The sequence below is a fragment of the Corallococcus sp. AS-1-6 genome, assembly GCF_020037015.1.
GTDB lineage: Bacteria > Myxococcota > Myxococcia > Myxococcales > Myxococcaceae > Corallococcus.
The window spans coordinates 16341-41332 of record NZ_JAIQDE010000047.1; the positions used below are offsets into that span (position 1 = coordinate 16341).

General features: G+C 71.1%; 22 protein-coding genes. 16 read left to right on the forward strand and 6 right to left on the reverse strand.

Annotated features, from left to right (window positions below; genetic code table 11):
* Window positions 1-27 precede the first annotated feature (27 nt).
* On the reverse strand, window positions 28-1545 hold the full coding sequence (gene sinK / locus K8612_RS37360) for a hybrid histidine protein kinase/response regulator SinK (RefSeq protein WP_223765731.1): 1518 nt from the start codon (window positions 1543-1545) through the stop codon (window positions 28-30).
* Between the two features lie 128 nt (window positions 1546-1673).
* Here sinK and K8612_RS37365 point away from each other — a divergent pair, with 128 nt between their 5' ends.
* The gene (locus K8612_RS37365) at window positions 1674-2063 is read left to right on the forward strand and encodes a demethoxyubiquinone hydroxylase family protein (protein ID WP_223741899.1); all 390 of its coding nucleotides are present in this window, start codon (window positions 1674-1676) and stop codon (window positions 2061-2063) included.
* Between the two features lie 15 nt (window positions 2064-2078).
* Here the strand turns inward: K8612_RS37365 and K8612_RS37370 are convergent, their stop codons facing one another.
* Window positions 2079-3467 carry a diguanylate cyclase gene (locus K8612_RS37370; RefSeq protein WP_223741900.1) on the reverse strand — a complete coding sequence of 463 codons (1389 nt, stop codon included), beginning with the start codon at window positions 3465-3467 and terminating at the stop codon, window positions 2079-2081.
* Here K8612_RS37370 and K8612_RS37375 point away from each other — a divergent pair.
* The 4 genes from K8612_RS37375 to nadC all read left to right on the forward strand — a co-directional run bounded on the left by K8612_RS37375 (window position 3466) and on the right by nadC (window position 10031).
* Window positions 3466-4332, forward strand: a complete 867-nt coding sequence (locus K8612_RS37375) for a chemotaxis protein CheW (protein WP_255672763.1) — start codon at window positions 3466-3468, stop codon at window positions 4330-4332. The two genes, K8612_RS37370 and K8612_RS37375, sit on opposite strands and share 2 nt — an antisense overlap.
* 117 nt (window positions 4333-4449) lie before the next feature.
* A complete protein-coding gene (locus tag K8612_RS37380) occupies window positions 4450-5610 on the forward strand; it encodes a PleD family two-component system response regulator (RefSeq protein WP_223765733.1) in 1161 nt (386 codons plus the stop codon).
* A 53-nt stretch (window positions 5611-5663) separates the two neighbouring features.
* Window positions 5664-9143 (forward strand): valine--tRNA ligase, encoded by a 3480-nt coding sequence (locus K8612_RS37385; RefSeq protein WP_223765734.1) that lies wholly within the window; start codon window positions 5664-5666, stop codon window positions 9141-9143.
* Between the two features lie 9 nt (window positions 9144-9152).
* A complete protein-coding gene (nadC, locus tag K8612_RS37390) occupies window positions 9153-10031 on the forward strand; it encodes a carboxylating nicotinate-nucleotide diphosphorylase (RefSeq protein WP_223741904.1) in 879 nt (292 codons plus the stop codon).
* A gap of 80 nt (window positions 10032-10111) precedes the next feature.
* Here the strand turns inward: nadC and K8612_RS37395 are convergent, their stop codons facing one another.
* Window positions 10112-11731, reverse strand: a complete 1620-nt coding sequence (locus K8612_RS37395) for an alkaline phosphatase family protein (protein WP_223765735.1) — start codon at window positions 11729-11731, stop codon at window positions 10112-10114.
* A 93-nt stretch (window positions 11732-11824) separates the two neighbouring features.
* Here K8612_RS37395 and K8612_RS37400 point away from each other — a divergent pair, with 93 nt between their 5' ends.
* From K8612_RS37400 to K8612_RS37415, 4 genes are all read left to right on the forward strand, one after another.
* Window positions 11825-12235 carry a thioesterase family protein gene (locus K8612_RS37400; protein ID WP_223741906.1) on the forward strand — a complete coding sequence of 137 codons (411 nt, stop codon included), beginning with the start codon at window positions 11825-11827 and terminating at the stop codon, window positions 12233-12235.
* Window positions 12236-12279: 44 nt separating this feature from the next.
* On the forward strand, window positions 12280-13245 hold the full coding sequence (gene glpX / locus K8612_RS37405) for a class II fructose-bisphosphatase (protein ID WP_223741907.1): 966 nt from the start codon (window positions 12280-12282) through the stop codon (window positions 13243-13245).
* Between the two features lie 48 nt (window positions 13246-13293).
* Window positions 13294-13719 (forward strand): type II toxin-antitoxin system RatA family toxin, encoded by a 426-nt coding sequence (locus K8612_RS37410; RefSeq protein ID WP_223741908.1) that lies wholly within the window; start codon window positions 13294-13296, stop codon window positions 13717-13719.
* Between the two features lie 419 nt (window positions 13720-14138).
* Window positions 14139-14318 (forward strand): hypothetical protein, encoded by a 180-nt coding sequence (locus K8612_RS37415; RefSeq protein WP_043321424.1) that lies wholly within the window; start codon window positions 14139-14141, stop codon window positions 14316-14318.
* A 106-nt stretch (window positions 14319-14424) separates the two neighbouring features.
* On the opposite strand, the gene K8612_RS37420 is transcribed toward K8612_RS37415, so the two are convergent.
* Complete coding sequence (locus K8612_RS37420; protein WP_223741909.1) at window positions 14425-15513, reverse strand: ADP-ribosylglycohydrolase family protein; 1089 nt, start codon at window positions 15511-15513, stop codon at window positions 14425-14427.
* Window positions 15514-15593: 80 nt separating this feature from the next.
* Between K8612_RS37420 and eno the strand changes: the two genes are divergently transcribed.
* From eno to K8612_RS37435, 3 genes are read left to right on the forward strand one after another with little or no spacing between them, the layout of a single operon-like run.
* The gene (gene eno / locus K8612_RS37425; RefSeq protein WP_223765736.1) at window positions 15594-16892 is read left to right on the forward strand and encodes a phosphopyruvate hydratase; all 1299 of its coding nucleotides are present in this window, start codon (window positions 15594-15596) and stop codon (window positions 16890-16892) included.
* A 2-nt stretch (window positions 16893-16894) separates the two neighbouring features.
* Complete coding sequence (gene surE / locus K8612_RS37430; RefSeq protein WP_223741911.1) at window positions 16895-17686, forward strand: 5'/3'-nucleotidase SurE; 792 nt, start codon at window positions 16895-16897, stop codon at window positions 17684-17686.
* A gap of 44 nt (window positions 17687-17730) precedes the next feature.
* On the forward strand, window positions 17731-18615 hold the full coding sequence (locus tag K8612_RS37435) for a M23 family metallopeptidase (RefSeq protein WP_223765737.1): 885 nt from the start codon (window positions 17731-17733) through the stop codon (window positions 18613-18615).
* Here K8612_RS37435 and K8612_RS37440 read toward each other — a convergent pair.
* The gene (locus K8612_RS37440) at window positions 18612-19622 is read right to left on the reverse strand and encodes a 2-dehydropantoate 2-reductase (protein WP_223765738.1); all 1011 of its coding nucleotides are present in this window, start codon (window positions 19620-19622) and stop codon (window positions 18612-18614) included. The two genes, K8612_RS37435 and K8612_RS37440, sit on opposite strands and share 4 nt — an antisense overlap.
* Window positions 19619-21139 carry an acyl--CoA ligase gene (locus tag K8612_RS37445; protein ID WP_223765739.1) on the reverse strand — a complete coding sequence of 507 codons (1521 nt, stop codon included), beginning with the start codon at window positions 21137-21139 and terminating at the stop codon, window positions 19619-19621. The genes K8612_RS37440 and K8612_RS37445 overlap by 4 nt, the downstream gene beginning before the upstream one ends.
* A gap of 147 nt (window positions 21140-21286) precedes the next feature.
* Between K8612_RS37445 and K8612_RS37450 the strand changes: the two genes are divergently transcribed.
* From K8612_RS37450 to K8612_RS39445, 4 genes are all read left to right on the forward strand, one after another.
* The gene (locus K8612_RS37450; protein WP_223765740.1) at window positions 21287-22069 is read left to right on the forward strand and encodes an SDR family oxidoreductase; all 783 of its coding nucleotides are present in this window, start codon (window positions 21287-21289) and stop codon (window positions 22067-22069) included.
* A gap of 63 nt (window positions 22070-22132) precedes the next feature.
* Window positions 22133-23164: a hypothetical protein gene (locus tag K8612_RS37455; RefSeq protein WP_223765741.1), complete on the forward strand. Its 1032-nt coding sequence runs from the start codon at window positions 22133-22135 to the stop codon at window positions 23162-23164.
* Window positions 23165-23181: 17 nt separating this feature from the next.
* Window positions 23182-24324 (forward strand): lipopolysaccharide assembly protein LapB, encoded by a 1143-nt coding sequence (locus tag K8612_RS37460; protein ID WP_223765742.1) that lies wholly within the window; start codon window positions 23182-23184, stop codon window positions 24322-24324.
* A 2-nt stretch (window positions 24325-24326) separates the two neighbouring features.
* Window positions 24327-24947: a hypothetical protein gene (locus K8612_RS39445; protein ID WP_306799794.1), complete on the forward strand. Its 621-nt coding sequence runs from the start codon at window positions 24327-24329 to the stop codon at window positions 24945-24947.
* The last annotated feature ends 45 nt before the right edge of the window (window positions 24948-24992 follow it).

Sequence of the window (24992 nt, forward strand, 5' to 3'; positions counted from 1 at the left end):
AGCGGGGCGCCCGGGGCCGGAGTCTTTTCAGGAGGCGGTCTTCTTGAAGGCCAGGGCCAGCTCGCGGCTGAGCGCCGGGGTGTCGGAGAGCAGCTTGGGCAGGCACGCGGCGGCCCCGGCGCGCAGCGACGCCAGCGCCGTCTCCATGGTGAGGTGCTCCGCCAGGACGACGAAGGGCGCGCCCTGGCTCAGGCCCCGGGCCAGCTCCAGCGCCTTCTTGCCGTAGGCCGGCGCGAAGTCCCACGACACCACCACACCCACGGGCGGCTCCAGGGTGGCCACCTCCGCGCCCGCGATGATGCGCGCCTCCAGCCCCAGCAGCGACAGCGCCTCTGAAATCAGCCGCGCGGTGGCCGGGTTGTCCTCCAGCACGTCCACCCGGCGCACGCCAGCGCTGGGGGCGGGGACAGGCGGCGCGGACGGTGTGTACAGCGCCTGCCGCAGCAGCGCGCGCACCTGGCGGATGTCGTCGAAGGGCTTGAGCAGGTAGTCCACCACGCCCAACTGGAGCGCCTGCTGCGTCGTCACCAGCGAGGGGTAGCCCGTCATCAGGATGACGCGCGACGCGGGGTCCAGCTTGCGCGCGTGCTGGGCCAGCTCCAGGCCGGAGATGCCGGGCAGGTTCTTGTCCGTGACGATGAGGTCCACGCGCGACGCGCGGAGGATTTCGAGCGCGGCCTCGCCCGTGGCCGCTTCGATGACCTCGCACTCCTTCACCATCAGGTCCTTGAAGACCATCCGGATGATGCCCTCGTCGTCCACCACCAGCAGGCGCTTGCGCGGCGGGCGCGGCGCGTCCGTGGGCGGGAAGAGCACGCGGAACACCGTGGCCGGGGGCGGCACCTCGCGCAGCGTCGTGGGCGGCACCAGCGCAATCTGCGCCTGGTGCTCCTGCGCGATGCGCCGGCAGACGGCGAGCCCCAGGCCCGTGCCGCGCTTGCTGGCGGAGACGTAGGGCTCGAAGATGCGCGTCTTGAGCTCGTCCGGGATGCCCGGTCCCCAGTCGGCCACGTAGAGGGCCGCGGAGTCGCCCTCGCGCGCGAGCGTCACCTTCACGCGGCCCCGGCCGGACATGGCGTCGCGGGCGTTGTTGAGCAGGTTGAGCGTGAGCTGCTCAATCAGCCGCGCGTTGCCCTGGATGGTGAGGTCCTCGGGGGCCTCCACCTCCAGGGAGATGCGCGCCGAGTCCGGGTTGACGCTGAACACCTTCGCCGCCGCCCAGATGGGCGCGGCCAGGGACAGCCGCTGCTGCGGGGCCGGCCGCTCGCTGGCCAGGCGGATGAAGTCGGAGACGATCTGCTCCATCCGCTCCACCTGCGCGAGCAGCAGCTTCAGCGGGCCGCTGGAGCCTCCCTCCTCGGCCAGCAACTGGGCGTAGGCCTTCGCGCCCAGGAGGGGCTGGCGCAGCTCGTGGAGGACCTCCGCGGCGACCTGGTGGGTGTGGGCGTTGGCGCGTTGCAGCGCCACGGCCGCGAGCCGTGCCTTCTCCAGGTCCCCCGCGTCCAGGGCCTGGAGCAGTTGCGCGAGCGGCGAGGGGGTCTCCATGCGCGGGAGCATGACGGAGGCGGGTGTTCACGCGCAACGCACCCCCCGCGGGATTCGGTTGACCGCGCTCGCGGCCGAACGGATGCTCACGCACGCCCTCCAGCCCGGCCCTGGTCGCCGAGGTCCTCATGCCGCAGACGAACCCGTTCCACTCGCTGGTGCCCCGGAAGCTGACGGACTCCGAACTGGCCCGCTCCATCCGGCTCAACATCGAGGCGGAGCTGGACGCCATCAACCTCTACGCCGCGCACCTGGACGCGACGGACAACGAGGAGGCGAAGGCCATCCTGCGGCACGTCATGGACGAGGAGCGCGAGCACGCGGCCCTCTTCTGGCAGCTCATCGCGCGGTTGGATCCGGAGCAGGCCCAGCACGACCGCGAGGCGTCCCAGAAGTACCGCCTCATCACCACCGGCGCGTCCCACGAGGAGGTGGAGGCGGTGGGTGAGGGCGGTGGCAGCGCGCCCGCGGAGGTGGAGCTGCCCAAGCGCCTCACCGTGGGCAGCCTGCGCAAGTAGCGCGCGGCCCGCTCCTCAGCCCTGGCCCTGCGGGGGCGGGGGATTCTGACGGCGCTCGGCCGGGGTGGCTTCCAGGTCCTGCGCCGCCATGTAGACGACGTTCCGGGTGCCCCGCTTGCCCCGGTACATGGCCCGGTCGGACAGGTCCAGCAGGTGGTCCTTGTCCTGGGCGTGCTCCGGGAAGCTGGCCACGCCGATGCAGGTGGTGAGCTTGAGCGCCAGCCCCTCGCGGCCCAGGAACTGGTGGGTCTCCATGGTGCGGCGGATGCGCTCGGCGACCTTCAGGGCCCCGCCGGAGTCCGTGCCGCGCAGGAGCACCACGTATTCGTCGCCGCCGAAGCGCGCCACCACGTCCGGGTCGCGCACGCAGCCCTTGAGCACGCGCGCGGCCTCCACCAGCACGCGCGAGCCCACCAGGTGCCCGTGCGTGTCGTTGATGGCCTTGAAGCGGTCCAGGTCCAGGAACAGCAGGGAGAAGGGGCGCTCCGTCTGGAGGGCCTCGTTCACCTCGCGGTCCAGCACCAGGTGCAGGTAGCGCGTGTTGAACAGGCGCGTGAGGTCGTCGACGTAGGCCAGGTCCTCCACGGCGGCGAAGCGGCCCAGGTTGCGCAGGGCCAGCGCCCAGTTGCGCACGAGGAAGCCCACCGTCTCCGCGTGGTGCTCCGCGGGCGCGCTGTCGTGGAAGAGCACCGCGTGGCCCAGCACCAGGTCGCCGTCCACGGCGGGGAAGGAGAGGGTGCGCGGCCAGGGGACCTGGAGTCCGTCGAGCGCCACGGGCGCGCGCGTGCCGGAGAGCCGCTCGATGAGCTGCGGCACCAGGGCCTCGTGCAGGTCCACCGGCAGCCCGCGCATGCCGTGCGAGCGGAAGCCCGTGCCGTTGGGGTCGCGCTCCAGGAGCATCACCGCGGAGGCGTTGGCCATGGACTCCAGCGCGTCCGCGGCGGCCGTGGACAGCCGCTCGCGATCGAGCGTGGTGGCGATGCGCTGGCCCGCCTCCAGGAGCGCGACGTGCTGGCGCAGGGACGCGTTCTCGCGCATCAGGTCGCGCGTGGTGAGCGCGCGGCGCAGCGCGTGCTCCAGGGCCTCCGGCGCCACGGGCTTGACCAGGTACTCCGCCGCGCCGCTCTTGATGGCGCGCACCGCGGGGGCCACCTTGTCCAGGCCGGTGATGACCAGCACCTCCACGCCGGGGTAGCGCTCGCGCACGTGGCGGAGGATCTCCATGCCGTCGCCGCCGGGGAGGATGAGGTCGGTCACCACCGCGTCGAACCGCTCCGCGGAGAGGGCGGCCTTGGCGTCCGCCACGGTGGGGACCGCCGTGACGAGGTGTCCCGCGGCCGTGAGGTAGTCGCCGTAGAGGTTGCGGGCGATCTTTTCGTCGTCGACGAGGAGCAGTCGCGCCATGACTGTTCAGGGCTTAGCACCCAACGCTGGAAGGCTGCTAGGGTCCCCGGCCGTGCCCTTTGAAAGCGGACGGCGGCTCTGCCTGCTGGTGGAGGCCGGTGAGACGCGCTACGCGGTGGAGGCCACGTCCGTCATCGAGGTCGCGATGCCGGGCGCGCGCGGTGCGAGCCTGCGCGGCGTACTGGAAGTGAAGGACCTCTCCACGCTGCTCGGCGGCCTGCCGGAGGACGTGCCGGGCATGGTCGTGGTCCTGGACGTCAGCCCCACGCTCGCGGTGCGGGTGCGCGCCGTGGTGGAGGTCGCGGATGTCGCGAGGGATCCGTTCTTCCTCTTGCCTCCGGGCCTGGCGGACTCGCTGGCGCCGTTGAGCCGGGGCGCGGTGCTGCACAAGGACCGGCTGTACCTGGAGCTGATCGTCGAGGCGCTGCCGCACCGGGCGGGCCCCCGCGCGGTCCCTCCGGAGCCCCGGCCCGTGCACTGGGCGGACGAGCCCCCGGAGCGGGCGCTGGTGCTGGAGTCCCAGGGGGTGCTGTTCGGCGTCCCGCTGGGGTGCGTCTCCCAGGTGGTGCCCCGGGGCGAGGCGTTCAGCGTGCTCCCGGTACAGAGCGGGCCGGTGGCGGGCGTCTATCCGCACGCGCAGGCGCTGTGGCCCATCTGTTCGATTCCAGCGCTGCTGGGGGCGCCGGCCCGGGTGGAGGAGCTGTTCGTCCTCACGGAGCTGGCGGGGCGGAACGTGGGGCTGGCGGCCACCCGGGTGCTCGGTGTGCTGCAGAAGTTCAAGCCGGCCGAGCTGCCCGGGACGTTCCGGGCGCCCGGGCTGCCGGATCCGGTGATGTTACTGGACCTGCAGCGCATGTTTTCTTGATCGGCCCAAAGCGCGAATCCTAAGCTTCTCCGATTGACACAGGGCGTGCAGGCAGGCTTGCTCGCCCGAAATCTCAAACGAATTCAGGGGGGTATGCGCCCCCCGAGGCCGGAGCCGATGCCCAAGAATCTACTGATCGCCGACGACTCGCTCACCATCCGCAAGGTGATCGGGATGATCTTCGCGACGGAAGACTTCCAGGTGACCGCGGTGGACAACGGGCTGGACGCCATCTCCCGCACGCGCGAGCTGCGTCCGGACGTGGTGCTCGCCGACGTGATGATGCCGGGCAAGAGCGGCTACGAGGTCTGCGAGGCCCTCAAGAGCGACCCCGCCACGCAGGGCATCCCGGTGCTGCTGCTGGCCGGCACCTTCGAGGCGTTCGACGAGAACCGCGCGAAGGCCGCCCGGGCGGATGATCACATCACCAAGCCCTTCGAGAGCCAGATCCTCCTGGACAAGGTGAAGGCCCTGGTGGGCCAGAAGTCCAACACGATGCCCGCGTCCGCCGCGACGCGCGTGTTGCCCCAGACCGCCGCTCCGGTGGCCCCGGCCGCCCCGCCGCCCGCCGCCGCCGCGCCTCCTGGGGCGCGTCCCGCGGGTGCGCCGCCTCCGGGCGCGCGTCCTCCGCCGGGTGCCGTGCCTCCGGGCGCGCGTCCCCCGGGCGCTGGGGTGCCGCCGCCTCCGGGCGCCGCGCGTCCCCTGCCGGGCGCCGTGCCTCCGGGCGCGCGTCCTCCCGGTGCGCCGCCGCCGGGCGCCATGCCTCCGGGCGCGCGTCCTCCGCCGGGCGCCGTGCCTCCGGGCGCGCGTCCTCCGGGTGCGCCGCCGCCGGGCATGGCCGCGCGTCCTCCGGGCCCTGGCGCCCCGAACATCCCGGGCGGCTTCCCGCGTCCTCCGGGCGCCGCGCCGCTGCCGTCCGCCCCTCCGCCCGCCGCGGTGCCTCCGGCCGCCCGGGCGCGGGATCCGTTCGGGTTGGGCGCTCCGGCCGCGCCCGCCGCGCAGGCCCGCACGGAGAGCATCCGCATCGAGGACTCGCTGCCCGAGCCCAGCGGCGCGGAGGAGATCTCCCTGGACATCGGCGGTCCCTCGCCGGCGACTCCGCCCGCGCGCGCCCGTCCGGCCGCGGACGGCGGCGAGGCGCTGCTGCGCGAGGCGCTGTCGAAGGCGTCCCGCGAGGTCATCGAGAAGATCGCCTGGGAGGTCGTTCCGCAACTGGCGGAGACCATCATCCGGGAAGAGCTGGAGCGGCTCATCAAGGACCGCGAGACCCAGCATTGATTCGCAGTCCCCCCTGATTCCCCGCCGGCCCCGTCGGGGGCCGGCCGCTTGCAATGACTGACACGACTGAACTGTCCAAGGCCTACGAGCCCTCCGAGGTGGAGGCGCGGTGGTACAACCACTGGCTGGAGCGTGACTACTTCCGCGCCGAAGCCCCTTCCTCCAAGCCGCCGTTCAGCATCGTGCTGCCGCCGCCCAACGTGACGGGCAGCCTGCACATCGGCCACGCGCTCACCGCGACCATCCAGGACATCCTCACGCGCTGGAAGCGGATGAGCGGCTTCAACGCGCTCTGGCTGCCGGGCACGGACCACGCGGGCATCGCCACGCAGATGGTGGTGGAGAAGGAGCTCAAGAAGACGGAGGGCAAGAGCCGCCACGACCTGGGCCGCGAGGCGTTCCTCGAGCGCGTCTGGACGTGGAAGGGCAAGTTCGGCGCGCGCATCGGCGAGCAGCACCGCTACCTGGGCGCGTCGCTGGACTGGAGCCGCGAGCGCTTCACCATGGACGAGCAGTCCTCGGCCGCGGTGCGCGAGGTGTTCGTCCGGCTGTACGAAGAGGGCCTGATGTACCGGGCCCAGAAGCTCATCAACTGGTGCCCGTCCTGCCGCACGGCCCTCTCCGACCTGGAAGTGGAGCACGAGGAGAAGAACGGCTCGCTCTGGCACATCCGCTACCCGGTGAAGGGCACGGAGCGCTTCCTCACCGTGGCCACGACGCGCCCGGAGACGCTGCTGGGCGACACGGCCGTCGCCGTGCACCCGGAGGATCCGCGCTACCAGGACCTCATCGGCAAGAGCGTGGCGCTGCCGCTCACCGACCGCGAGATTCCGGTCATCGCGGACGCCGAGCTGGTGAACATGGAGTTCGGCACCGGCGTGGTGAAGGTCACGCCCGCGCACGACTTCAACGACTACCAGACGGGCCTGCGCCACAAGCTGCCGATGCTGTCCATCCTGGACGAAGCGGCGCGGATGACGAAGGACACCGGCAAGTACGCGGGCCTGGATCGCGCGGAGGCGCGCAAGCAGGTGCTGGCGGACCTGACCGAGCAGGGCCTGCTGGAGAAGGAGGAGCCGCACAAGCTGAGCGTGGGCACCTGCCAGCGCTGCGCCACGGTGGTGGAGCCGCGCCTGTCGCCGCAGTGGTTCATCAAGATCGAACCGCTGGCCAAGCCGGCCATCCAGGCGGTGGAGGAGGGCCGCACGAAGTTCGTCCCCGAGTCCTGGACGAACACGTACTTCCACTGGATGAACAACATCCACGACTGGTGCGTGAGCCGCCAGTTGTGGTGGGGCCACCAGATCCCCGCGTGGTACTGCGCGGCGTGCACCCCGGCGGAGGAGCGCTCGAAGGACACGGCGGACGTCATCGTGTCGCGCACGGCGCCGGAGTCCTGCCCCAAGTGCGGCGGCAAGGAGCTGACGCAGGACCCGGACGTGCTGGACACCTGGTTCTCGTCCGCGCTGTGGCCGTTCTCCACGCTGGGCTGGCCGAAGCAGACGGCGGACCTCCAGACCTTCTACCCGACGTCCGTGATGGAGACGGGCCACGACATCATCTTCTTCTGGGTCGCCCGGATGATGATGATGGGCCTGCACTTCATGAACGACGTGCCCTTCCGCACCGTGTACCTGCACGCGATGGTGCGCGACGAGAAGGGCGAGAAGATGTCCAAGACGAAGGGGAACGTCATCGATCCCCTGGACGTCATCCTCGGCGCGAAGGCGGAGTCGCTGCAGCCGTCCCTGCGCAACCGCTTCCCGCAGGGAATGCCCGCGCACGGCGCGGACGCGCTGCGCTTCACGCTGGCGTCGCTCACGCAGCAGGGCCGTGACATCAAGCTGTCGATGGACCGCCTGGGTGGCTACAAGGCGTTCTGCAACAAGCTGTGGAACGCCAGCCGCTTCGCCCTGATGAACATGGGCGACTTCAACCTGGATAAGACGCCGCTGGAGGGCCGCAAGCTGACGCTGGCGGACCGGTGGATCCTCTCCCGGCTGCAGAAGGCCACGGAGGAGACGCGCGCGTCGCTGGAGGCGTTCGGCTTCGCGGAGGCCGCGTCCACGCTGTACCAGTTCCTGTGGGCGGAGTTCTGCGACTGGTACATCGAGCTGGCGAAGGGCTCGCTGTACGGCGACGACGCGGAGGCCAAGGACACCACGCGCGCGGTGCTGGTGACGTGCCTGGACCGCATCCTGCGGCTGATGCACCCGTTCATGCCGTTCATCACCGAGGAGATCTGGCAGAAGCTGCCGATGTCCCGGCCCACGGAGAGCATCTGCATCGCGGCGTACCCGGAGCCGGAGGCGGCGCGGGTGGACGCGGCCGCGGAAGGCGAGATGGCGCCGGTCATCGCGGCCATCGAGGGCGTGCGCACGCTGCGCGGCGAGAGCAACCTGCCGCCGTCCGCCAAGGTGAAGGCGGTGGTGCAGAGCCCGGACGCGACGACGCGCGAGCTCTTGGAGCGTTGGCGCGCGTACCTGCTGCCGCTCGCGGGCCTGTCCGAGGTGGTGGTGGGCCCCCCGGGCGCCAAGCCTCCGCAGGCGGCGGCGTTCGTGAGCGGCAACCTGGAGATCTACGTGCCCCTGGCGGGCCTGGTGGACCTGGACGCGGAGCGCGACCGCCTGAAGAAGGAGATCGCCCGCGCCGAGCAGGAACTCGCCGGTTTGCAGCGCAAGCTGGACAACCCGAACTTCGTGGCCCGTGCTCCGCCGGACGTGGTGGAGAAGGACAAGGCCCGGGTGGCGGAGCTCCAGGAGCGCACGGTCAAGCTGCAGGATCACCTCCAGCGCATCGCCCCGGAGCCCCCCATGTCCGAGACGCCGTCACCGTTACCGGGCAGCACCGAGTCCGAAGCCCCTGAAGCGTCCGAGTCCGTCGCGCCCGAGACCGCCCAGGTGAAGGTGGCCGCCGAGCCGCAGGCACCGAAGGACGATGCGGTGAACCTGGGCCAGGAGCTGAAGGGCGAGATTGAAGCCGAGGAGGCCGCGCAGGAGCCCCAGGCCGCGGATCCGGTGGTGGAGGAGGCGCTCAACAAGCTGCGCGAGGGCACGAAGGAAGGCCTGTCCGCGGCGGACCACCACGACCTCGGCGTCGCGTACATGAGCATGGGCCTCGTGGACGACGCGATGCGCGAGTTCGACCGGGCCAAGGAGGGCGGCGACACCCGCGAGGCGCCGGAGGGTGCGGCCAGGGCGGTGAAGAAGACCCCGGCGAAGAAGGCCTCCGCGAAGAAGGCCTCCGCGAAGAAGGCGGCGGGCAGGAAGACGGCCGCGAAGAAGGCTCCGGCGAAGAAGGCCTCCGCGAAGAAGGCGGCGGGGAAGAAGTCCGCCGCGAAGAAGGCTCCGGCGAAGAAGGCTCCGGCGAAGAAGGCGGCGGGCAAGAAGACGGCCGCGAAGAAGGCGGCGGTGAAGAAGGCCCCTGCGAAGAAGGCTTCGGCGAAGAAGGCGGCGGGCAAGAAGTCCGCCGCGAAGAAGGCCGCGGCGAAGAAGACCACTCGGGGCAAGCCGGCTCGCAAGGCGCGCCGGTAGGAGGCGGAAGTGCAGCAGGATTATCTCGATCGGCTCATCGCGCTGTCCCTCGACGAGGACCTGGGTGCCGCGGGGGACGTCACCTCGCTGGCGGTGGTCCCCGCCGAGGCGGAGGGCAGCGGTGAGCTGGTCGCGAAGGAGCAGATGATCGTCGCCGGCCTGGACGCCTTCGTCCGCGTCTTCCACATGGTGGACGCGGAGGTGGAGGTGGAGGTCCTCAAGCGCGACGGCGAGGAGATCAAACCGAAGGTGGTCGCCGCGCGCGTCCACGGCAAGCTGCGCTCGCTGCTGGCCGCGGAGCGCACGGCGCTCAACCTGGTGCAGCGCGCCGCCGGCATCGCGACGCTGGCCCAGCAGGCGATGACCTCCGTGCGAGGCTCGAAGCTGCGGGTGCTGGACACGCGCAAGACGCCGCCGGGCATGCGGGGGCTCGCGAAGCACGCGGTGCGCATGGGCGGCGCGTCCAACCACCGCTTCGGCCTCTTCGACGGCATCCTCATCAAGGACAACCACATCGCGGCGGTGGGCGGAGACATCACCGAAGCGGTGCGCCGCGCGAAGCTCAACGGCCCCCGGCTGGTGAAGATTGAAGTGGAGGTCACCAACTTCAAGCAACTGGAGGAGGCCATCGCCGCGGGCGCGGACGTCATCATGTTGGACAACATGGACGACGCGCAGATCCGCGAAGCGGTGAAGCTGACGGCGAACCGCGTGCCCATCGAAGTCTCGGGCGGCGTCACGCTGGACCGGCTGCCGCGGCTGGCGAAGCTGGGCGTGGACTTCGTGTCGATGGGCGCGCTGACGCACTCGGCGCGGGCCATGGACCTGTCGCTGGAGATCGCGACGACGAAGAAGTCCGCGCGCAAGCCCCGCTCCGCGCAGGGCTGAGGCGAACGCGCGGAAGACGGGCAGGCGGGCCGGTGAAAGCCGGCTCGGCCTGCCCTCTGCTTTTCAGCCCCGGGGGCCGCTCATCGCGCGCCCGTGAGCGCCTCCACGCGAGGCTTGCCCTCCGCCGACGCGGGCATCCCCATCTCCAGCAGCGCGGACAGGGTAGGGGCCACGTCCACGGGGTTGATCTCCTCCAGGTACAGCCCCGGCTTCACGCCCTTGCCCGCGAACACCACCGGCACCTGCGTGTCATACGAGTACGGCGTGCCGTGGTTCGTGCCGCGCGGGTAGTCGCTGACGACCTGGAACGGCTTCGCCATGAACAGCACGTCACCGCTGCGCACCGGGTAGTAGCCACGGCGCGTCGCAGCCATGAGGCCTCCCGGGTCCGGCGCCGTGTCCAGGTCGTCCTTGGCCACCGCCCAGACGGCATAGGGCTGCTTCGCCAGCCACGCCGCCGCCGCGCGCCGCACGGCCACCGCGTCCACCTTGCCGTCCTCCAGCGCCTTGCCGCCCAGGTACACGTCCAGCTCCAGCAGCTTCACCGTCACGTCCACGTTGAACTTCGCCTTCAGCTCCTGCGCCAGCCCCTTCGCCGCCTCCACCGGATTGAGCCGCGCCGCCGGCACGCTCGCCTGCGCCCACGCCTCCGGGATCTCCGCGCCGCCGTGGTCCGCCGACAGCATGATGACCAGGTTCGCCTTGCCCCCGGCCGCGCGCTCGGCGGCGGCGATGAGCTCTCCCATCGCCTGGTCCAACCGCAGCATCGTGTCCTGCATCTCCCACGAGTACGGCCCGAACGCGTGGAACACCGCGTCCGTCCCGCTGAAGCTCACCGCCAGGATGTCCGGCACGTCGTCCTTGCCCAGCCCCTCGCCCTCCAGCGCCGCCTTCGCCGCCTGCACCAGCAGGTCGTGCGAGTACCCCGACACCGCGAACGCCCGGTACGACGCCGGCCCGGGCGCCGGCTGCCCGCCCTTCAGCGCATGGGGGAACACGCGCCCCATGCCGTAGGCCTCCGGCTCCATGGGGCGGTCGTCCTCGCCCACGTACTCGGAGCGCGGGCGCAGCAGCTCCCACGTCTTGCTGAACCCCGCGTCCGCCAGCTTTCGCGCGTTGAACGCCTGCATCCACGCGGGCTCCGTCTGGGCGTACCAGGTGCTTGTCACCATCCGCCCCGTCGCCTCGTCGAACCACCAGGCCTGGCCCTGGCGGCCGGCCAGCGGGATGGCCGCCCGCGACTTGTAGGACAGCGCCACCACCTTGCCCCGGCCCTGCGTGGACACGCGCAGCCGGTCCGCCAGCGTCTCCGCCATCAGGTTCACCGGGCTGGTGTCCGACCCCGGGGGCGTCTCCCCATTGAGCACCGGATGCGTCGGGTCCGTGTAGACCTGCACCGCCTGCCCTGCCGCGCGGTCGTAGATGTCGTTGTCCACGATGCCGTGGCGCCAGGGGTTCGCGCCCGTGGCCAGCGTGGCGTGCCCCGGGGCCGTCCGGGCCTCCGCGTAGGCGTACCGGGCGTAGGGGTAGTACGCGCCCGTGGAGAGCAGCCGGCCCAGCCCCCCCGTGAGGCGCGGACGGTTTCGCAGCAGGACGTCGCTGCCCATGGCGTCCACGCTGATGAACAGCGTGAGCTTCGGAGCCTTGGCGGAGGCGGGCAGGGCGAACAGGACGAGGAGGGCGGCAATCAGGCGCGACATGGTGCGGCAGCCTCTCCGGCCGGATGCACAGAAGCAACCAACATGCGCGCCCGCCGCTTGGACACGTCACCCCGCCCTGATATGGGCGCCTCAATGGTCGAGGCACGGCTGCGCGTCATCTACGGCGACACGGATCAGATGGGGGTCGTCTACTACGCGAACTACTTCCGCTACTTCGAGTTCGCCCGCAGCGAGTTCTTCCGTGCCCACGGAGGCAGCTACCGCGAACTGGAGAGCACCGGGCTCCTGCTGCCCGTGGTGGAGGCCAGCGCCAACTACAAGGCGTCCGCGCGCTACGACGACATGCTCCTCATCCGCACCACCCTGGGCGGGTTGCGCCGCGCGTCACTCGTGTTCACCTACGAGCTGCTGCGCGACGGTGACTCCCCCACGCTGCTGTGCACCGGCCGCACCCTCCACGCCTGCGTGGGGCGCGACGGCAAACCCCAGCGGCTGCCCGAAGCCATCGCCCGCCTGAAGGCCGCGGACGACTCCGACACCTGACGCTTTTTCCCTTCCCGAAATCCCGAACGAGGAGCACCCGACAAATGGATCGCAACCTGGCAATGGAGGTCGTGCGCGTCACCGAGATGGCGGCCATCGCCTCCGCCCGCCTCATGGGCCGCGGCAACAAGGACGAGTCCGACCAGGCCGCCGTGGACGCGATGCGCCGCGCCTTCGACGCGCTGAACATCGACGGCACGGTCGTCATCGGCGAGGGCGAGCGCGACGAGGCGCCCATGCTCTACATCGGTGAGAAGGTCGGCCGCCGCGACGACGGCGCCCCCGCGGTGGACATCGCCCTGGACCCGCTGGAGGGCACCAACCTGTGCGCCTACGGCCGCCCGGGCTCCATCTCCGTCGTGGCCATGTCCAGCCAGGGCGGCCTGCTCAACGCGCCCGACACGTACATGGAGAAGCTGGCCGTGGGCCCGCGCGCCAGGGGCGCCATCGACCTGCGCAAGTCCCCCACGGAGAACCTGCACTCCATCGCGGAGCGCATGAAGCTCTACGTGGAGGACCTCACGGTCATGATCCTCGACCGCGAGCGCCACGCCGACCTCATCAAGGAGGTCCGCGCCGCGGGCGCGCGCGTGCGCCTCATCGAGGACGGTGACGTGGCGGGCGCCATCGCCACCTGCTTCGAGGGCTCCGGCGTGGACGTGCTCATGGGCATCGGCGGAGCGCCCGAGGGCGTCATCGCCGCGGCCGCCATCCGCGCCACCGGCGGCGACCTGCAGGGGCGGCTGGTGCCTCGCAACCAGGGCGAAATCGAGCGCGCCAAGAAGATGGGCGTCACCGACATCCACAAGATCTACACCGCGGAGGAGCTGGCCCGCGGCGAGGTGATGTTCGCGGCCACCGGCGTGACGAGCGGCGACTTCCTCAAGGGCGTGCGCTTCTTCGGCGGCGGCTGCGAGACGCACTCCGTCGTCATGCGCAGCAAGACGGGCACCGTCCGCTTCATCCAGTCCGTCCACAAGTTCGACAAGAAGCCGGGCTACGCGCCGTAAGCTGTCCGTCAGCCTCGTCCGTTCCCCACGCCTCCCGGAGACACCGCCATGGCCGGCGCCACGCGCACCATCACCATCAACGCCCCCGTCGAGAAGGTCTTCGACGTCATCACCAACTACGACCGCTACGGCGAGTTCCTCCCGGAGGTGAAGAAGATCTCCACCTCCCAGCGCCAGGGGAACACCGTCCAGGTGCACTACGAGGTCGATGTGGTGAAGCGCATCCGCTACACCATCCGCGTCACCGAGGAGCGCCCCAAGCGCATGTCCTGGACCTTCGTCGAGGGCGAGGTGATGAAGGACAACAAGGGCAGTTGGACGCTGGAGCCCGAGGGCGAGGGCAAGACGCGCGCGACCTACAACGTGGAGATGGCCCTGGGCGCCCTCATCCCCAAGGCCATCATCAACACCCTGACGGAGACCCAGCTCCCCAAGATGCTGGAGGCCTTCAAGCGCCGCGCGGAAGCCCCCTGACGGCTTTCGTCGCCGCCCTCCGTCACCACTGACGTCGCGCGTCAGTTCTCCGCCCGCCTGCCTGTCATCCCGTACGGCCCGTGCCGTGCAAGGGAGCAGGAGGGCGGGCGGGCCCTTTTCGGCTGGAGCCGTGCCACGCGAGGGGCGGGGGGCCACCTGAAATGAGTCGTGTTGCGGCGCGCGGTGGGCGCATTAGGATCAGGCGAATTTTGAACGTCCACGGACGCTCCCCTGACATCCGTGGCACGGTTGCCCTGTCCCGGATGTCGGGAGCTGGACGAGCAGCCATGCGGAATCAGGGTCGCGTCGCCAGAAAGAAACCGGGGTTCTTAATTTGCATCAAAGAGATGTGGAAGTGGTAAGGGGGCGGGACGGCGGGCGTACATTGGGGTACGTAGGCTGAGGGAGAAACCGAACCCATGCTCGACGCGTTCATCATTGAAGAGATCAAGCGCCGCGAGCGGCTCCGCCGCGAGGATTACGAGCGGCCGGTGGTGGAGCTCCCACTGCCTGCACCCGATGACCGTCCCCACCGGAGGACGGACACCGAGGAAGAGAAGCCGTCACGAGGCGTCGTCGTCATCGACCTGCTCGGCTGATGACCCATCCCACCCGTGGCCCCGGAGCCACGGCGTAGCGCCAGGCCCGCGGTCGGGCCGTCCCTCACCGGACGACCCCCGCGGGCTTCGCATTTGCGGGCTTCCTCTAGGCCGGGGCCAGGAGCAGCAGGTGCCGGGGGTGGTACACCTCCCACAGGACCGTCCCCTTCTGGAGGGGGTTGTAGGGCTGCAGGGCCAGGAGGACCTTCTCGCGCCACTCCTCCGGCAGCGCGCCCTCGCCGTGGAAGGCGCCCACCAGCGCCCCGGTGACGGAGCCGTGGACCTCCGTGTCGCCGCCCCGGTGGACGACGTCCAGGAGCGCCGCTTCCGCGGTGGGGACGTGGAGCAGCTCCCAGAAGGCCAGCCGGAACGCGGCACGCACCGCGTTATTGCCGGGCCGGTGCATGTGCAGCTCCGGGCCGTAGAGCTGCGGGTCGTCCTGGGCGGCCAAGGCCAGGTCCTCGCGCAGGAGCTTCGCGGCGAAGGTCACCTCCTGGACGTAGTCCTTCTCCTGCTTCCCCAGGGCGGCGGCGGCCAGGGAGATGCCCACCTCCGCGGCGGGCAGCAGGTCCGCGGCCTTCAGGTTCGGGCCGCCCGTCACCGCCTTGGCGATGGCCGCGCACAGCCCGGCGCCGGCAAGCTGGCTGCGCGGGTCGAAGTGGGTGAGGGCGGTGTCCTCCAGCGCCGCCTTCGCCAGGGCGAAGGAGTCCTTCGCCAGGTGCACGCCCAGGGGCACCACGCGCGGCAGGGCGCCCGCAGGGGCCAGGCGCCGGTGGTTCCTCTGCCACACGCGCTTGCCGGCGTCCTTCACCACGGGCGGGAGGCTCGCGTCGCACTCCTGGAACAGCTCCCGCATGGGCTCGCTGACGGAGATGGCGTGCGGCTGCCAGGCCCGGTAGCGCTTGAGGGCGTCCCCCGCGTCGTAGCGCTTCAGGTCCCGCAGGCTCAGGGCCAGCGCCACCGCGAGCTGGGTGGGCTCCGTGACCTGCCCCTTGCGCAGGTCATGCGGGCCGCCTCCGTGCATGCCCTGGTAGGGCCCCTCGGCGAGCTGGGGGAAGGCCGGCGCGTAGAAGGGCCTCCCCGCGGTGGGGACGGCGAGGGCGTTGCCGATGGCGAGGCCCAGGAGGGCGCCTCGGGCGCGCTGCCCGGGGAGCGGGTCGGGGCCGGTGGCGCGGCGCTTGGGAGGAGGAGGCATTCGACGGCTGGACACTGTAGCAGGCAGCCGGTGCGAGCGTGCTTGCCCGTTCCGCCCGTGCTTCGTACAACCGGCGCCCTATGACCGAGATCGCTCAAATCCTGGCGCGTGAAGTGCTCGATTCCCGTGGCAATCCGACCGTGGAGGCCGAGGTGCTCCTCGTGGGCGGCTCGCGTGGCCGCGCGACGGTGCCCTCCGGCGCCTCCACCGGCGAGCACGAGGCGCACGAGCTGCGTGACGGCGACAAGGGCCGCTACCTGGGCAAGGGCGTGAGGAAGGCCGTGGACCACGTGCGCGACACCATCGGGCCCGCGCTCATCGGCATGGACGCCGTGGAGCAGGTGGCCGTGGACCAGCGGATGATTGAGCTGGACGGCACGTCCACCAAGTCCAAGCTGGGCGCCAACGCCATCCTCGCCGTCTCCATGGCCACCGCGCGCGCCGCCGCGGACGCGCACGGCCTGCCGCTGTACCGCTACGTGGGCGGCCTGCAGGCGCGCACGCTGCCTGTGCCGCTGATGAACATCCTCAACGGCGGCGCGCACGCGGACACCCGCGTGGACGTGCAGGAGTTCATGGTGGTGCCCGCCGGCGCGAAGACGTTCGCGGAAGGGCTCCGCTGGGGCGCGGAGGTGTTCCACGCGCTCAAGAAGATTTTGAAGGGCCGCAAGCTGGCCACGGGCGTGGGCGACGAGGGCGGCTACGCCCCGGACCTGCCGGCCAATGAGGAGGCGCTCAAGCTCATCATGGAGGCCATCGACGCCGCGGGCTTCAAGGCGGGCGAGCAGTTGTTCCTGGCGCTGGACGTGGCCGCGAGCGAGTTCTTCGACAAGGGCTCCAAGAAGTACAAGCTCAAGGGCGAGGGCAAGGAGTACGACTCGCAGGGCCTGCTGGAGTACTACCGGGGCCTCACCCAGAAGTACCCCATCATCTCCATTGAAGACGGCATGGCGGAGGATGACTGGGAGGGTTGGAAGAAGCTCACCGACGCGCTGGGTGACAAGGTCCAGTTGGTGGGCGACGACCTCTTCGTCACCAACGTGGAGCGCCTGTCGAAGGGCATCGAGACGGGCACGGCGAACTCCATCCTGGTGAAGGTGAACCAGATTGGTTCGCTCACGGAGACGTTCGACGCGGTGCGCATGGCGCACAAGGCGGGCATGACGTCCATCATGAGCCACCGCTCCGGCGAGTCCGAGGACACCACCATCGCGGACCTGGCGGTGGCGCTGGACTGCGGGCAGATCAAGACGGGCTCGGCGTCGCGCTCCGACCGCGTGGCCAAGTACAACCAGTTGCTGCGCATCGAAGAGGAGCTGGGCGTCGGTGCGCGGTACGCGGGCCGCACCGCCTTCCGCTCGCTCGCGAAGAAGCAGTGACCGTGAGCACCTCTCGTCCCCGCATCCTCGTCTCCAACGACGACGGCTACTTCTCCGAAGGGCTGCAGACGTTGGTGGAGGCGGTGAGCCCCCTGGGCGAGGTGTGGGTGGTGGCGCCTGACCGCGAGCAGAGCGCCGCCTCCCATGCCATCAGCCTGCACCGGCCGCTGCGCCTCAAGGAGGTGCGCGAGCGGTGGTTCGCCGTGGACGGCACCCCCACGGATTGCTCGTATCTGGCGGTGAACCACCTGCTGAAGGACAATCGTCCCCAGCTCATGGTCTCCGGCATCAATCACGGCGCGAACCTGGCGGACGACGTCACCTACTCCGGGACGGTGGCGGCGGCCATGGAGGCCGCGTTCCTGGGCATCCCGGCCATCGCGTTCAGCCTGGTGTCGCGGGGGCCGTTCGACTTCGGGCCGGCGGGCCGCTTCGCGCGGGCGCTGGTGACGGAGGCGCTGTCGCGGCCCCTGCCGCCCCGGATGCTCCTCAACGTGAACATCCCGGGCGGGGTGGAGCCGGACGGCTACGTCATCACCCGGCAGGGGCGGCACTCCTACGGCAACAAGGTCGTGGAGAAGGAGGACCCGCGCGGCCGCAAGTACTACTGGATTGGCGGCACGGAGTACGCGCACGACGACATCCCGGGCAGCGACTGCAACACCGTCATCGACGAGAAGCGCGTGTCGGTGACGCCGCTGCACTTCGAGATGACCGACCACGGTCGCATCCCCGAGCTCTCGGGGTGGAACCTGCAGGGCTTCAAGCGGCACGGTTCGGGCGGCGGTGCCTGAGGTTGGGGCCGGGCGGCTCCAGCCGAGCGGGCAGGGCGCTCTGGGTGTTGCTCGCGGCCGCGCTGTTGAGCGGCTGCGTGGGCACCCAGGCCGCCTCCTCCTCCCAGTTGGACACGGCGGGCGTGCGGCCCGAGTCGACGAGCAACGGCAAGCCGCTGTCCTTCGCGCTGAGGCCCACGCACGAGGAGCCGGAGCTGGTGGCGGTGCGCCACCGCGTGGCCGCGGGCGAGACGATGTACCGCATCGCCAAGACGTACGGCATCACGGTGGAGGAGCTGGCCCAGGCCAACGGCATCAAGGATCCGCGCGAGCTGGCGGTGGGCCGGGAGCTGCTCATCCCGGGCAGTGAGCCGCCGAAGTACGGCGACCCGGGGCCGCTGTCCGACGAGGAGCCGGAGCTGGTGCTCTCCAAGCCGGGGCAGGCGCCGGTGTCCACGCCGCGCCGCTCGGTGCCGGCGGTGTCGCGCCGCGAGGACCCGCCGCGTGCGCGCGTGGTGTCAGGGCGTCCGGGAGCGCCGTCGCGTCCGAGGCTCGCGACGCAGGGGATGCTCGACTGGCCGCTGCGGGGCGTGCTGTACGGCCGCTTCGGCAAGAAGGGCAAGGAGCCGCACGACGGCATCGACCTGGCGGCGCCCGCGGGCACCCCCGTCAAGACGGCGCAGGAGGGCACGGTCCTCTACGCGGGCGAGCAGAAGGGCTACGGCCTCATCGTCATCGTGGAGCACGCGGCGCCGCTGATTACCCTCTACGCGCACAACCGCGACCTGCGCGTGAAGACGGGGCAGAAGGTCCGGCGCGGGCAGGTCATCGCCACGGTGGGCGAGTCCGGCCGCACGTCCGGCCCGCACGTGCACTTCGAGGTGCGCGTGGACGGCAAGCCGGCGGATCCGCTGGAGTACCTGGGCGTGATGCCGTCCGCGTCGGATTAGGTCGCTTCGGGCTCAGGAGGCATCGCGCGGGGCGGGTAGCCTCCGGCGTGACGCGCACGCTCGCGCACCAGGGCGAGGATGTTCTCGCAGGTGGGCATGGGCTTGCCGGTGAGCTGCCCCAGCTCCACGACGGCGCCCAGCAGCGCGTCGATCTCCATGGGGCGCCCGCGCTCCAGGTCCTGGAGCATGGACGTCTTGTGCGCGCCGACCTGGGCCGCGCCCTGGATGCGCTGGTCCACGTCGATGAGGAAGCGCGTGCCCAGCGTCTCCGCCACCGCCTGGGCCTCCAGCATCATCGTGCGGGCCACGGCGCGCAGGTCCGGCTGGCGGGCGAGGACGTCGAGCGTCGCGCCGGTGAGCGCGGACAGCGGGTTGAAGGCGAGGTTGCCCCAGAGCTTCACCCAGATTTCATCGCGGATGCGGGGGCGCACGGGCGACTTGAGCCCGGCCTTCGTCATGAGCCGCGACAGGGCCTGCGCGCGCGGGCTCTTGCTGCCGTCGGGTTCCCCCAGCGTCACGCGGTCGTTGGACGTGTGCACGATGACGCCGGGCGAGACGACCTCCGCGGCCGGGTACACCACGGTGGCGATGACGCGATCGGGGGGCAGGGTGCGCAGGATGACGCCGCCAGGGTCCACGCTCTCGACGTGGCGGCCCTCGTACGGGCCTTCGAGTCCGTGGAAGTACCAGTAGGGCACGCCGTTGATGCCGGTGACGAGCGCCGTCTCCGGGCCCAGCAGCCGGGCGACTTGGGGCGCGGCGGCGGGCAGGGCGTGGGCCTTGAGCGTGAGGAAGACGTAGTCCTGCGGGCCCGCGTCGTCGGGCGAGTCCGTGCAATGCGGGCGCACCGTCACGGTCTCGCCGCCGCTGGTGAGCGTGACGCCGTGGGCGCGCATCGCGTCCAGGTGGGCGCCTCGCGCGATGAAGGTCACGTCCGCGCCGGCCTGGAGCAGCTTGACGCCCAGGAAGCCGCCGATGGCGCCCGCGCCGAAGATGGCGATCCTCATGACGTGAGCCCCAGCCGCTCCGCGAGCCCGATGCGCTGCACCTTGCCGGTGGGGCCCTTGGGCAGCTCCGTGAGGAAGACGATGCGGCGGGGCACCTTGAAGTCCGCCACGCGTGAGGCCACGAAGTCGCGCAGCTCGCGCTCGGTGGGCGTGTGGCCCTCGCGAGGGACGACGGCGGCGGCCACGTCCTCGCCGAGCTTGGGGTGGGGCAGGGCGAACGTCACGGCCTGCTGCACGGCGGGGTGATCCAACAGCACGGTGTCCACCTCCAGCGGGCTCACCTTCTCCCCGCCGCGATTGATCAGCTCCTTCAGCCGTCCGGTGAGCCGCAGGTAGCCCCGCGCGTCGAGCGTCCCCTGGTCGCCCGTGCGGAACCACCCGTGGGTGAAGGCGCGCGCGTTGGCCTCGGGGTTGTTCACGTAGCCGGACATGACGTTGGGGCCGCGGATGACCACTTCGCCTGGCGCGCCTGGAGGCAGCAGCGTGCCCGCGTCGTCCATGATGGCGACCTCCGGCCCGGCGGCGACCCCCACCGAGCCCGCGTACCGGGGACGCGGCGGCAGCGGGTTGGAGGCCATCTGGTGCGCGGCCTCCGTCATGCCGTAGCTCTCGATGACGGGCACGCCGAAGACGCGCTCCAGCTCCTCCATCACCTGCGGCGGCAGCGACGCGGAGGAGGACCGGATGAAGCGCAGGCGGTGGTCCTTGAGGCCGTCCGCGTTGCGGCGGGCGCGCTCCAGCAGCGCCTGGTGCATGGTGGGGACGGCCGTGTACCAGGTGGGGCGGACCTCCTCGAACCAGGAGAAGAAGCGCAGGGCGTTGAAGCCGGGAGTGCACACCACGCGGCCTCCGGCCCCCAGGCTGGACAGCACCGCCGCCACGAGCCCGTGGATGTGGAACAGCGGCATGATGTTGAGGCACGCATCCGTGGGGCCCAGGCCCAACATCGCGCCGATATGCCGCGCGGAGGCGCACAGGTTCGCGTGCGTCAGCGGCACCTGCTTGGGCCGAGCGGTCGTGCCCGACGTGTGCAGCACCAGCGCGACGTCCTCCGCGCTCGCCGGCCCGGGACGGAGCGCCGTGCCCGCGAATGGCTGCCCGGCCACGAGCGTGAAGTGCCCCGCGGGCCCCTGCTGCGCCGGACGCAGCTCGATGAGCGGGAGTCCGCGTGCGCGCGCGACCTCGCGGGCCGGTCCCTCCGCACCTTCGAGCACGACGAGGGCGCGGGCCTGGAGGTCATCCAGGTAGAACGTGAGCTCGTCCGCGCGGTAGGCGGGGTTGAGCGGCGCGGTCGTCGCGGCACCGGCCACGGCGAGGAAGGCCGCCGCCATCTCCGGCCCGTTGGGGAGCACGAGCGCGACGCGGTCCCCCTGTCCCAGGCCCCACGCATTCAGTTGCTCACGGACCCTGGCGATGAGCTCCCGCAGCGCGCCGTATGTCATGCCCTGCCTGCCGGGCGCACCGAGCGCCACGTCCTCCGTCCGTCCGTGTGCGAGCAGCGCTTCGAGGGTGTCCATCCGCTCCATGCCGGGCTCCACGTCCTCGGGGTTCCCTTCCGAATATGGCCGGGGATCCCCCGGGGCAACCGCTTTGTGCTCGGGGCCGGGCCTCCTGTGCGCGAGTCCCAGGGGGGCTGCTATATCGGCCCTCCGGGAGGCATCACCATGTCGCGGAAAGTGGCGCTCATCACCGGCGCGTCGGCGGGGCTCGGAGAGCGGTTCGCGGAGCAGTTCGCGAAGGATGGGCACGACGTCATCCTCGTCGCGCGCGGCGTGGCGAAGCTGGAGGAGCTGGCCCGGAAGTTGGAACAGGCGCATGGCGTGAAGGCGCACGTGCTGCCGGCGGACCTGGGACTGCCCTCCGCGCCGGAGCAGCTCTTCGCTCGCGTGCGGGAGCTGGGGCTCGCGGTGGACTTCCTCGTCAACAACGCGGGGTTCGGTTCCTCCGGGCCGTTCCTGGATCAGGACCTGGGGCGCGAGGCGGAGATGGTGGAGGTCAACTGCGCCGCGCTGCTCAAGCTCACGCACCTGTTCGCGCGGCCCATGCGCGAGCGCAAGCAGGGGCGCATCCTCAACATCGCGTCCACCGCGGGCTTCCAGCCGGGGCCGTACATGGCCACGTACTACGCGACGAAGGCCTTCGTGCTGTCCTTCACGGAGGCGCTCGCGGTCGAGCTGGAGGGCACGGGCGTGACGGTGACCTGCCACTGCCCGGGCGCGACGAAGACGGAGTTCGCCGGGCGCGCCGGCAACGCGGAGTCGCGCCTGTTCAAGCGGCCGGGCGTGGCGGAGGCGCCCGAGGTCGCGGGCCACGCCTACGCGGCGATGATGAAGGGGCGGGTGGTCGCCATCCACGGCGTGCTCAACTGGCTGGCGGCCTTCTCGGTGCGGATCAGCCCCCGCGTCGTGGTGCGTTCCATCGCGGCGAAGCTCAACCAGCAGGAGTGAGCGGGCAGGGAAGCGGCCACGGAAGGCCTGGGCGCGGGCCGGGAGGAGGGTAGAGTGTCGGCCGTGTCCCGCCTCCCCTGGCTTCTCCTGGTCTGTTTCATGTCGCTGGCGTCGCCTGTCTTCGCCCAGGAAGGGGCGGCCGTCGCCGAGTCCTTCACGGTGGCGGTGCTGCCCCTGGCGGCCAACGCGGCGGGGAAGGACGCCGCGCAGGGCATCACGTCGCTCATCTCGGGCCGGCTCGCGGAGTCACCCCGGCTGCGTGTGCTGTCCCAGCGGGAGCTCCAACAGCGGGTCGGCGCCGAGCGCCAGTTGGAGCTGGTGGGTGACGGCCCTTGCGAGAAGGGCGAGTGCGTCCAGGCGCTGTCCTCGCTGACGGGGGCGCGCTACGTGCTTACGGGCCGGTTGGACCGCTTCGGTGGGCAGTACCTCCTGGCCGCGAGCCTCGTGGACACCCAGGATGGCCGCACCCTCGCCCGGCCGCGCGCGGAGGCCTCGGAGGACGGCGAGCTGTTGCGCACGGTGGTCGCCGTGTCCGACGAGCTGAGCATCGCGCTGGAGTCGCCCGGCGAGGTCGTTCCGGCCCGGCCGCTCCTGGGCGGCGCGGTCGCGTCGTCGCCGGGGGGCGGGCTCACGCTGGGGCTGCGCTTCAACAACAGCTTCATCGACAAGCTGTCGTCCCTGAACCCGGGCCTGGACCTGGAGCTGGGCTACTGGTTCCACCCGGAGTGGCAGGGCTTCGTCCAGGTCGGCTTCACCTGGGTGCATGCCGGCGGCAACGTGGAGGGCGAGCTCAACGTGCTGCCCAGCATCGTGGGGGCCCGGCACTATCACCGCCTGGAGAAGGACCTGCGGCCGTACTGGGGCTTCGGTCTGGGCGTGCAGTTGTCGTTCGGCGACTACGGCATCTTCCAGAGCACGGGGCCGCTGCCGTCCGTCGTGGGGTTCGTGGGGTTGGAGTACCTGCTGGTGGGCCACGTGGGCTTCCAGTTGGAGCTGGGGACGAACATCGCGCAGGCGGTGCTGGGGCTCGCGGACGACGGCGCGGGCGACGGCCTCAACTTCGACGTCAACGCCGGCATCGCGTATCACTTCTGAGTCTTCCGGAGCCTTTCATGACCTCGCGTCTGCGTGCCCTGCCGCTCATCGCCCTGCTGGCCTCCGGGGCCTGCACCGAAACGCCGAAGCTCGACCCGAAGGACCAGGCGGAGGGGCTCTACCTCCAGGGCAACTCCGAGTACCTCAAGGGAAACTTCGACGCCGCGCTCAAGTCCTTCGACGAGATGAAGACGTTGACGCCGGCCGACCCGCGCCTGCCCGCCGCGAGGGGCGAGGTGCTCCTGTCGATGAGCCGGCTGGAGGAGGCCGCGAAGGAGTTCGAGGTGGCGCTGCGGCTGGACGCGAAGCGCTCCACCAACTGGAGCCGGCTGGGGTTCATCCAGGCGCAGTTGGGCAAGAAGGACGAGGCGCGGCAGTCGCTGCAGAAGGCGCTGGCGCTGCATCCGAAGGACTTCAACGCGCTGGAGCAACTGGGCGAGCTGGCCGAGGAGCGCGGCGACCACGACGAGGCGGTGCGCGACTTCACGCAGGCGGCGGAGGCCGCGCCGGACGCATCGAAGGCCGACCTGCTGGTGCGGGCGGTGGACGTGCTGACGAAGCAGGGGCGGCAGGACGAGGTGCTCGGGCTGTTGCGCAAGGTGACGGGGCAGGGCGTGCGCACGCCGGAGGTGCTGACGGCGCTGGGAGACGCGGAGGTGCGCGCGGGCCGGTTGCCGGAAGCGGCGGCGGCGTACGAGGAGGCCGCGAAGAAGTCGCCCAAGGATCCGACGCTCTGGGAACTCGTGGCGGAGATCCAGCTCAAGTTGAACAAGCGCGAGGAAGCGCTGAAGGCCTACGGCGAGTCGCTGAAGGTGAAGGACCGCGCCGTCGTGCACGTGGCGCTCGCGAAGGCGCACCTGACGGTGGACGACCGGGCGGCGGCGGAAGGGGAGCTTCAGAAGGCCCTGGACACGGTGTCGGGCGCGGACGTGGGAGAGATGCAGGAGCTGGCGGACCTGCTGTCCGCGATGGGGCGCAAGCAGGACGCCCTGCGCATCCTGACGAGCCTGGGCTTGGAGCCGGGGCATGCGAAGAACATGGACTTGCAGTTGTCCACCGCGAGGCTCGCGCGTGACCTGAAGGACACGGCCACCGTGCAGGCCGCGTGCGCCCGCGTGGCCTCGGCGGCGCCGGATGGTGGCGTGGTGAAGTGCCCGTAGGCATGCGTCGTGGGTGGCATTGCCTGCTGTTGCTGGTCTTCCTGACGGGCTGTGGGACTGCCCGGGTGGTGCGGTTGGACACGGGGCGTGCGGACCCGGTCGTCGTGACGCCTCAGGTGGAGGAAGAGGCTCCGTTGGAGGACGCGGAGCTGACGAAGGGCGAGTTCAAGCGGTCCATTTCGGAGCTCGCGCGGGAGGTCCGTCCGTTCGCGCATCCGCTGCGGGACGCGCGGACGTTGTTCGGCATGCCGGAGCGCAGCGGCGTGTTCGGCTACGAAGCGCGTACGCATCGGATCCATCCCCTGGGGGAGGAGGAAGCGCGGGAGCTGCACCTGCTGGACGATGCGTCGGCGGAGTTGACGCGCGCATATGGACGCTGGTGCGAGCGCAAGCGGCAGGGGCGGGACTGTTTGTCGTTGCTGGAAGAGGGGCCGCTGCTCGGAAGCGACGGGCGGTATGCGCTGGCCCTGGCGTTGGCGATGGACTCGGTGTGGGAGGAGACAGCGGAGGCGCTGCGGGGTGTGGTGAATCCGCAAGCGGTCCTGGCCACCGTGACGGCCTCGGTCACGGTGTACCTGCTGCTGTGGTCATTGCCGGAACTGGCATCAAAACACCTGTGTTAGCGGGAGTGGCTGCGACGACGATGATGTTGCCTCTTCCTTTGGCGG

Coding starts and splice junctions, on each gene's coding strand:
- sinK (WP_223765731.1), bottom strand. CDS start 1,545: ATGGAGACCCCCTCGCCGCTCGCGCAACTGCTCCAGGCCCTGGACGCG.
- K8612_RS37365 (WP_223741899.1), top strand. CDS start 1,674: ATGCCGCAGACGAACCCGTTCCACTCGCTGGTGCCCCGGAAGCTGACG.
- K8612_RS37375 (WP_255672763.1), top strand. CDS start 3,466: ATGACTGTTCAGGGCTTAGCACCCAACGCTGGAAGGCTGCTAGGGTCC.
- K8612_RS37370 (WP_223741900.1), bottom strand. CDS start 3,467: ATGGCGCGACTGCTCCTCGTCGACGACGAAAAGATCGCCCGCAACCTC.
- K8612_RS37380 (WP_223765733.1), top strand. CDS start 4,450: ATGCCCAAGAATCTACTGATCGCCGACGACTCGCTCACCATCCGCAAG.
- K8612_RS37385 (WP_223765734.1), top strand. CDS start 5,664: ATGACTGACACGACTGAACTGTCCAAGGCCTACGAGCCCTCCGAGGTG.
- K8612_RS37395 (WP_223765735.1), bottom strand. CDS start 11,731: ATGTCGCGCCTGATTGCCGCCCTCCTCGTCCTGTTCGCCCTGCCCGCC.
- K8612_RS37400 (WP_223741906.1), top strand. CDS start 11,825: ATGGTCGAGGCACGGCTGCGCGTCATCTACGGCGACACGGATCAGATG.
- glpX (WP_223741907.1), top strand. CDS start 12,280: ATGGATCGCAACCTGGCAATGGAGGTCGTGCGCGTCACCGAGATGGCG.
- K8612_RS37410 (WP_223741908.1), top strand. CDS start 13,294: ATGGCCGGCGCCACGCGCACCATCACCATCAACGCCCCCGTCGAGAAG.
- K8612_RS37415 (WP_043321424.1), top strand. CDS start 14,139: ATGCTCGACGCGTTCATCATTGAAGAGATCAAGCGCCGCGAGCGGCTC.
- K8612_RS37420 (WP_223741909.1), bottom strand. CDS start 15,513: ATGCCTCCTCCTCCCAAGCGCCGCGCCACCGGCCCCGACCCGCTCCCC.
- eno (WP_223765736.1), top strand. CDS start 15,594: ATGACCGAGATCGCTCAAATCCTGGCGCGTGAAGTGCTCGATTCCCGT.
- K8612_RS37440 (WP_223765738.1), bottom strand. CDS start 19,622: ATGAGGATCGCCATCTTCGGCGCGGGCGCCATCGGCGGCTTCCTGGGC.
- K8612_RS37445 (WP_223765739.1), bottom strand. CDS start 21,139: ATGGACACCCTCGAAGCGCTGCTCGCACACGGACGGACGGAGGACGTG.
- K8612_RS37450 (WP_223765740.1), top strand. CDS start 21,287: ATGTCGCGGAAAGTGGCGCTCATCACCGGCGCGTCGGCGGGGCTCGGA.
- K8612_RS37460 (WP_223765742.1), top strand. CDS start 23,182: ATGACCTCGCGTCTGCGTGCCCTGCCGCTCATCGCCCTGCTGGCCTCC.
- K8612_RS39445 (WP_306799794.1), top strand. CDS start 24,327: ATGCGTCGTGGGTGGCATTGCCTGCTGTTGCTGGTCTTCCTGACGGGC.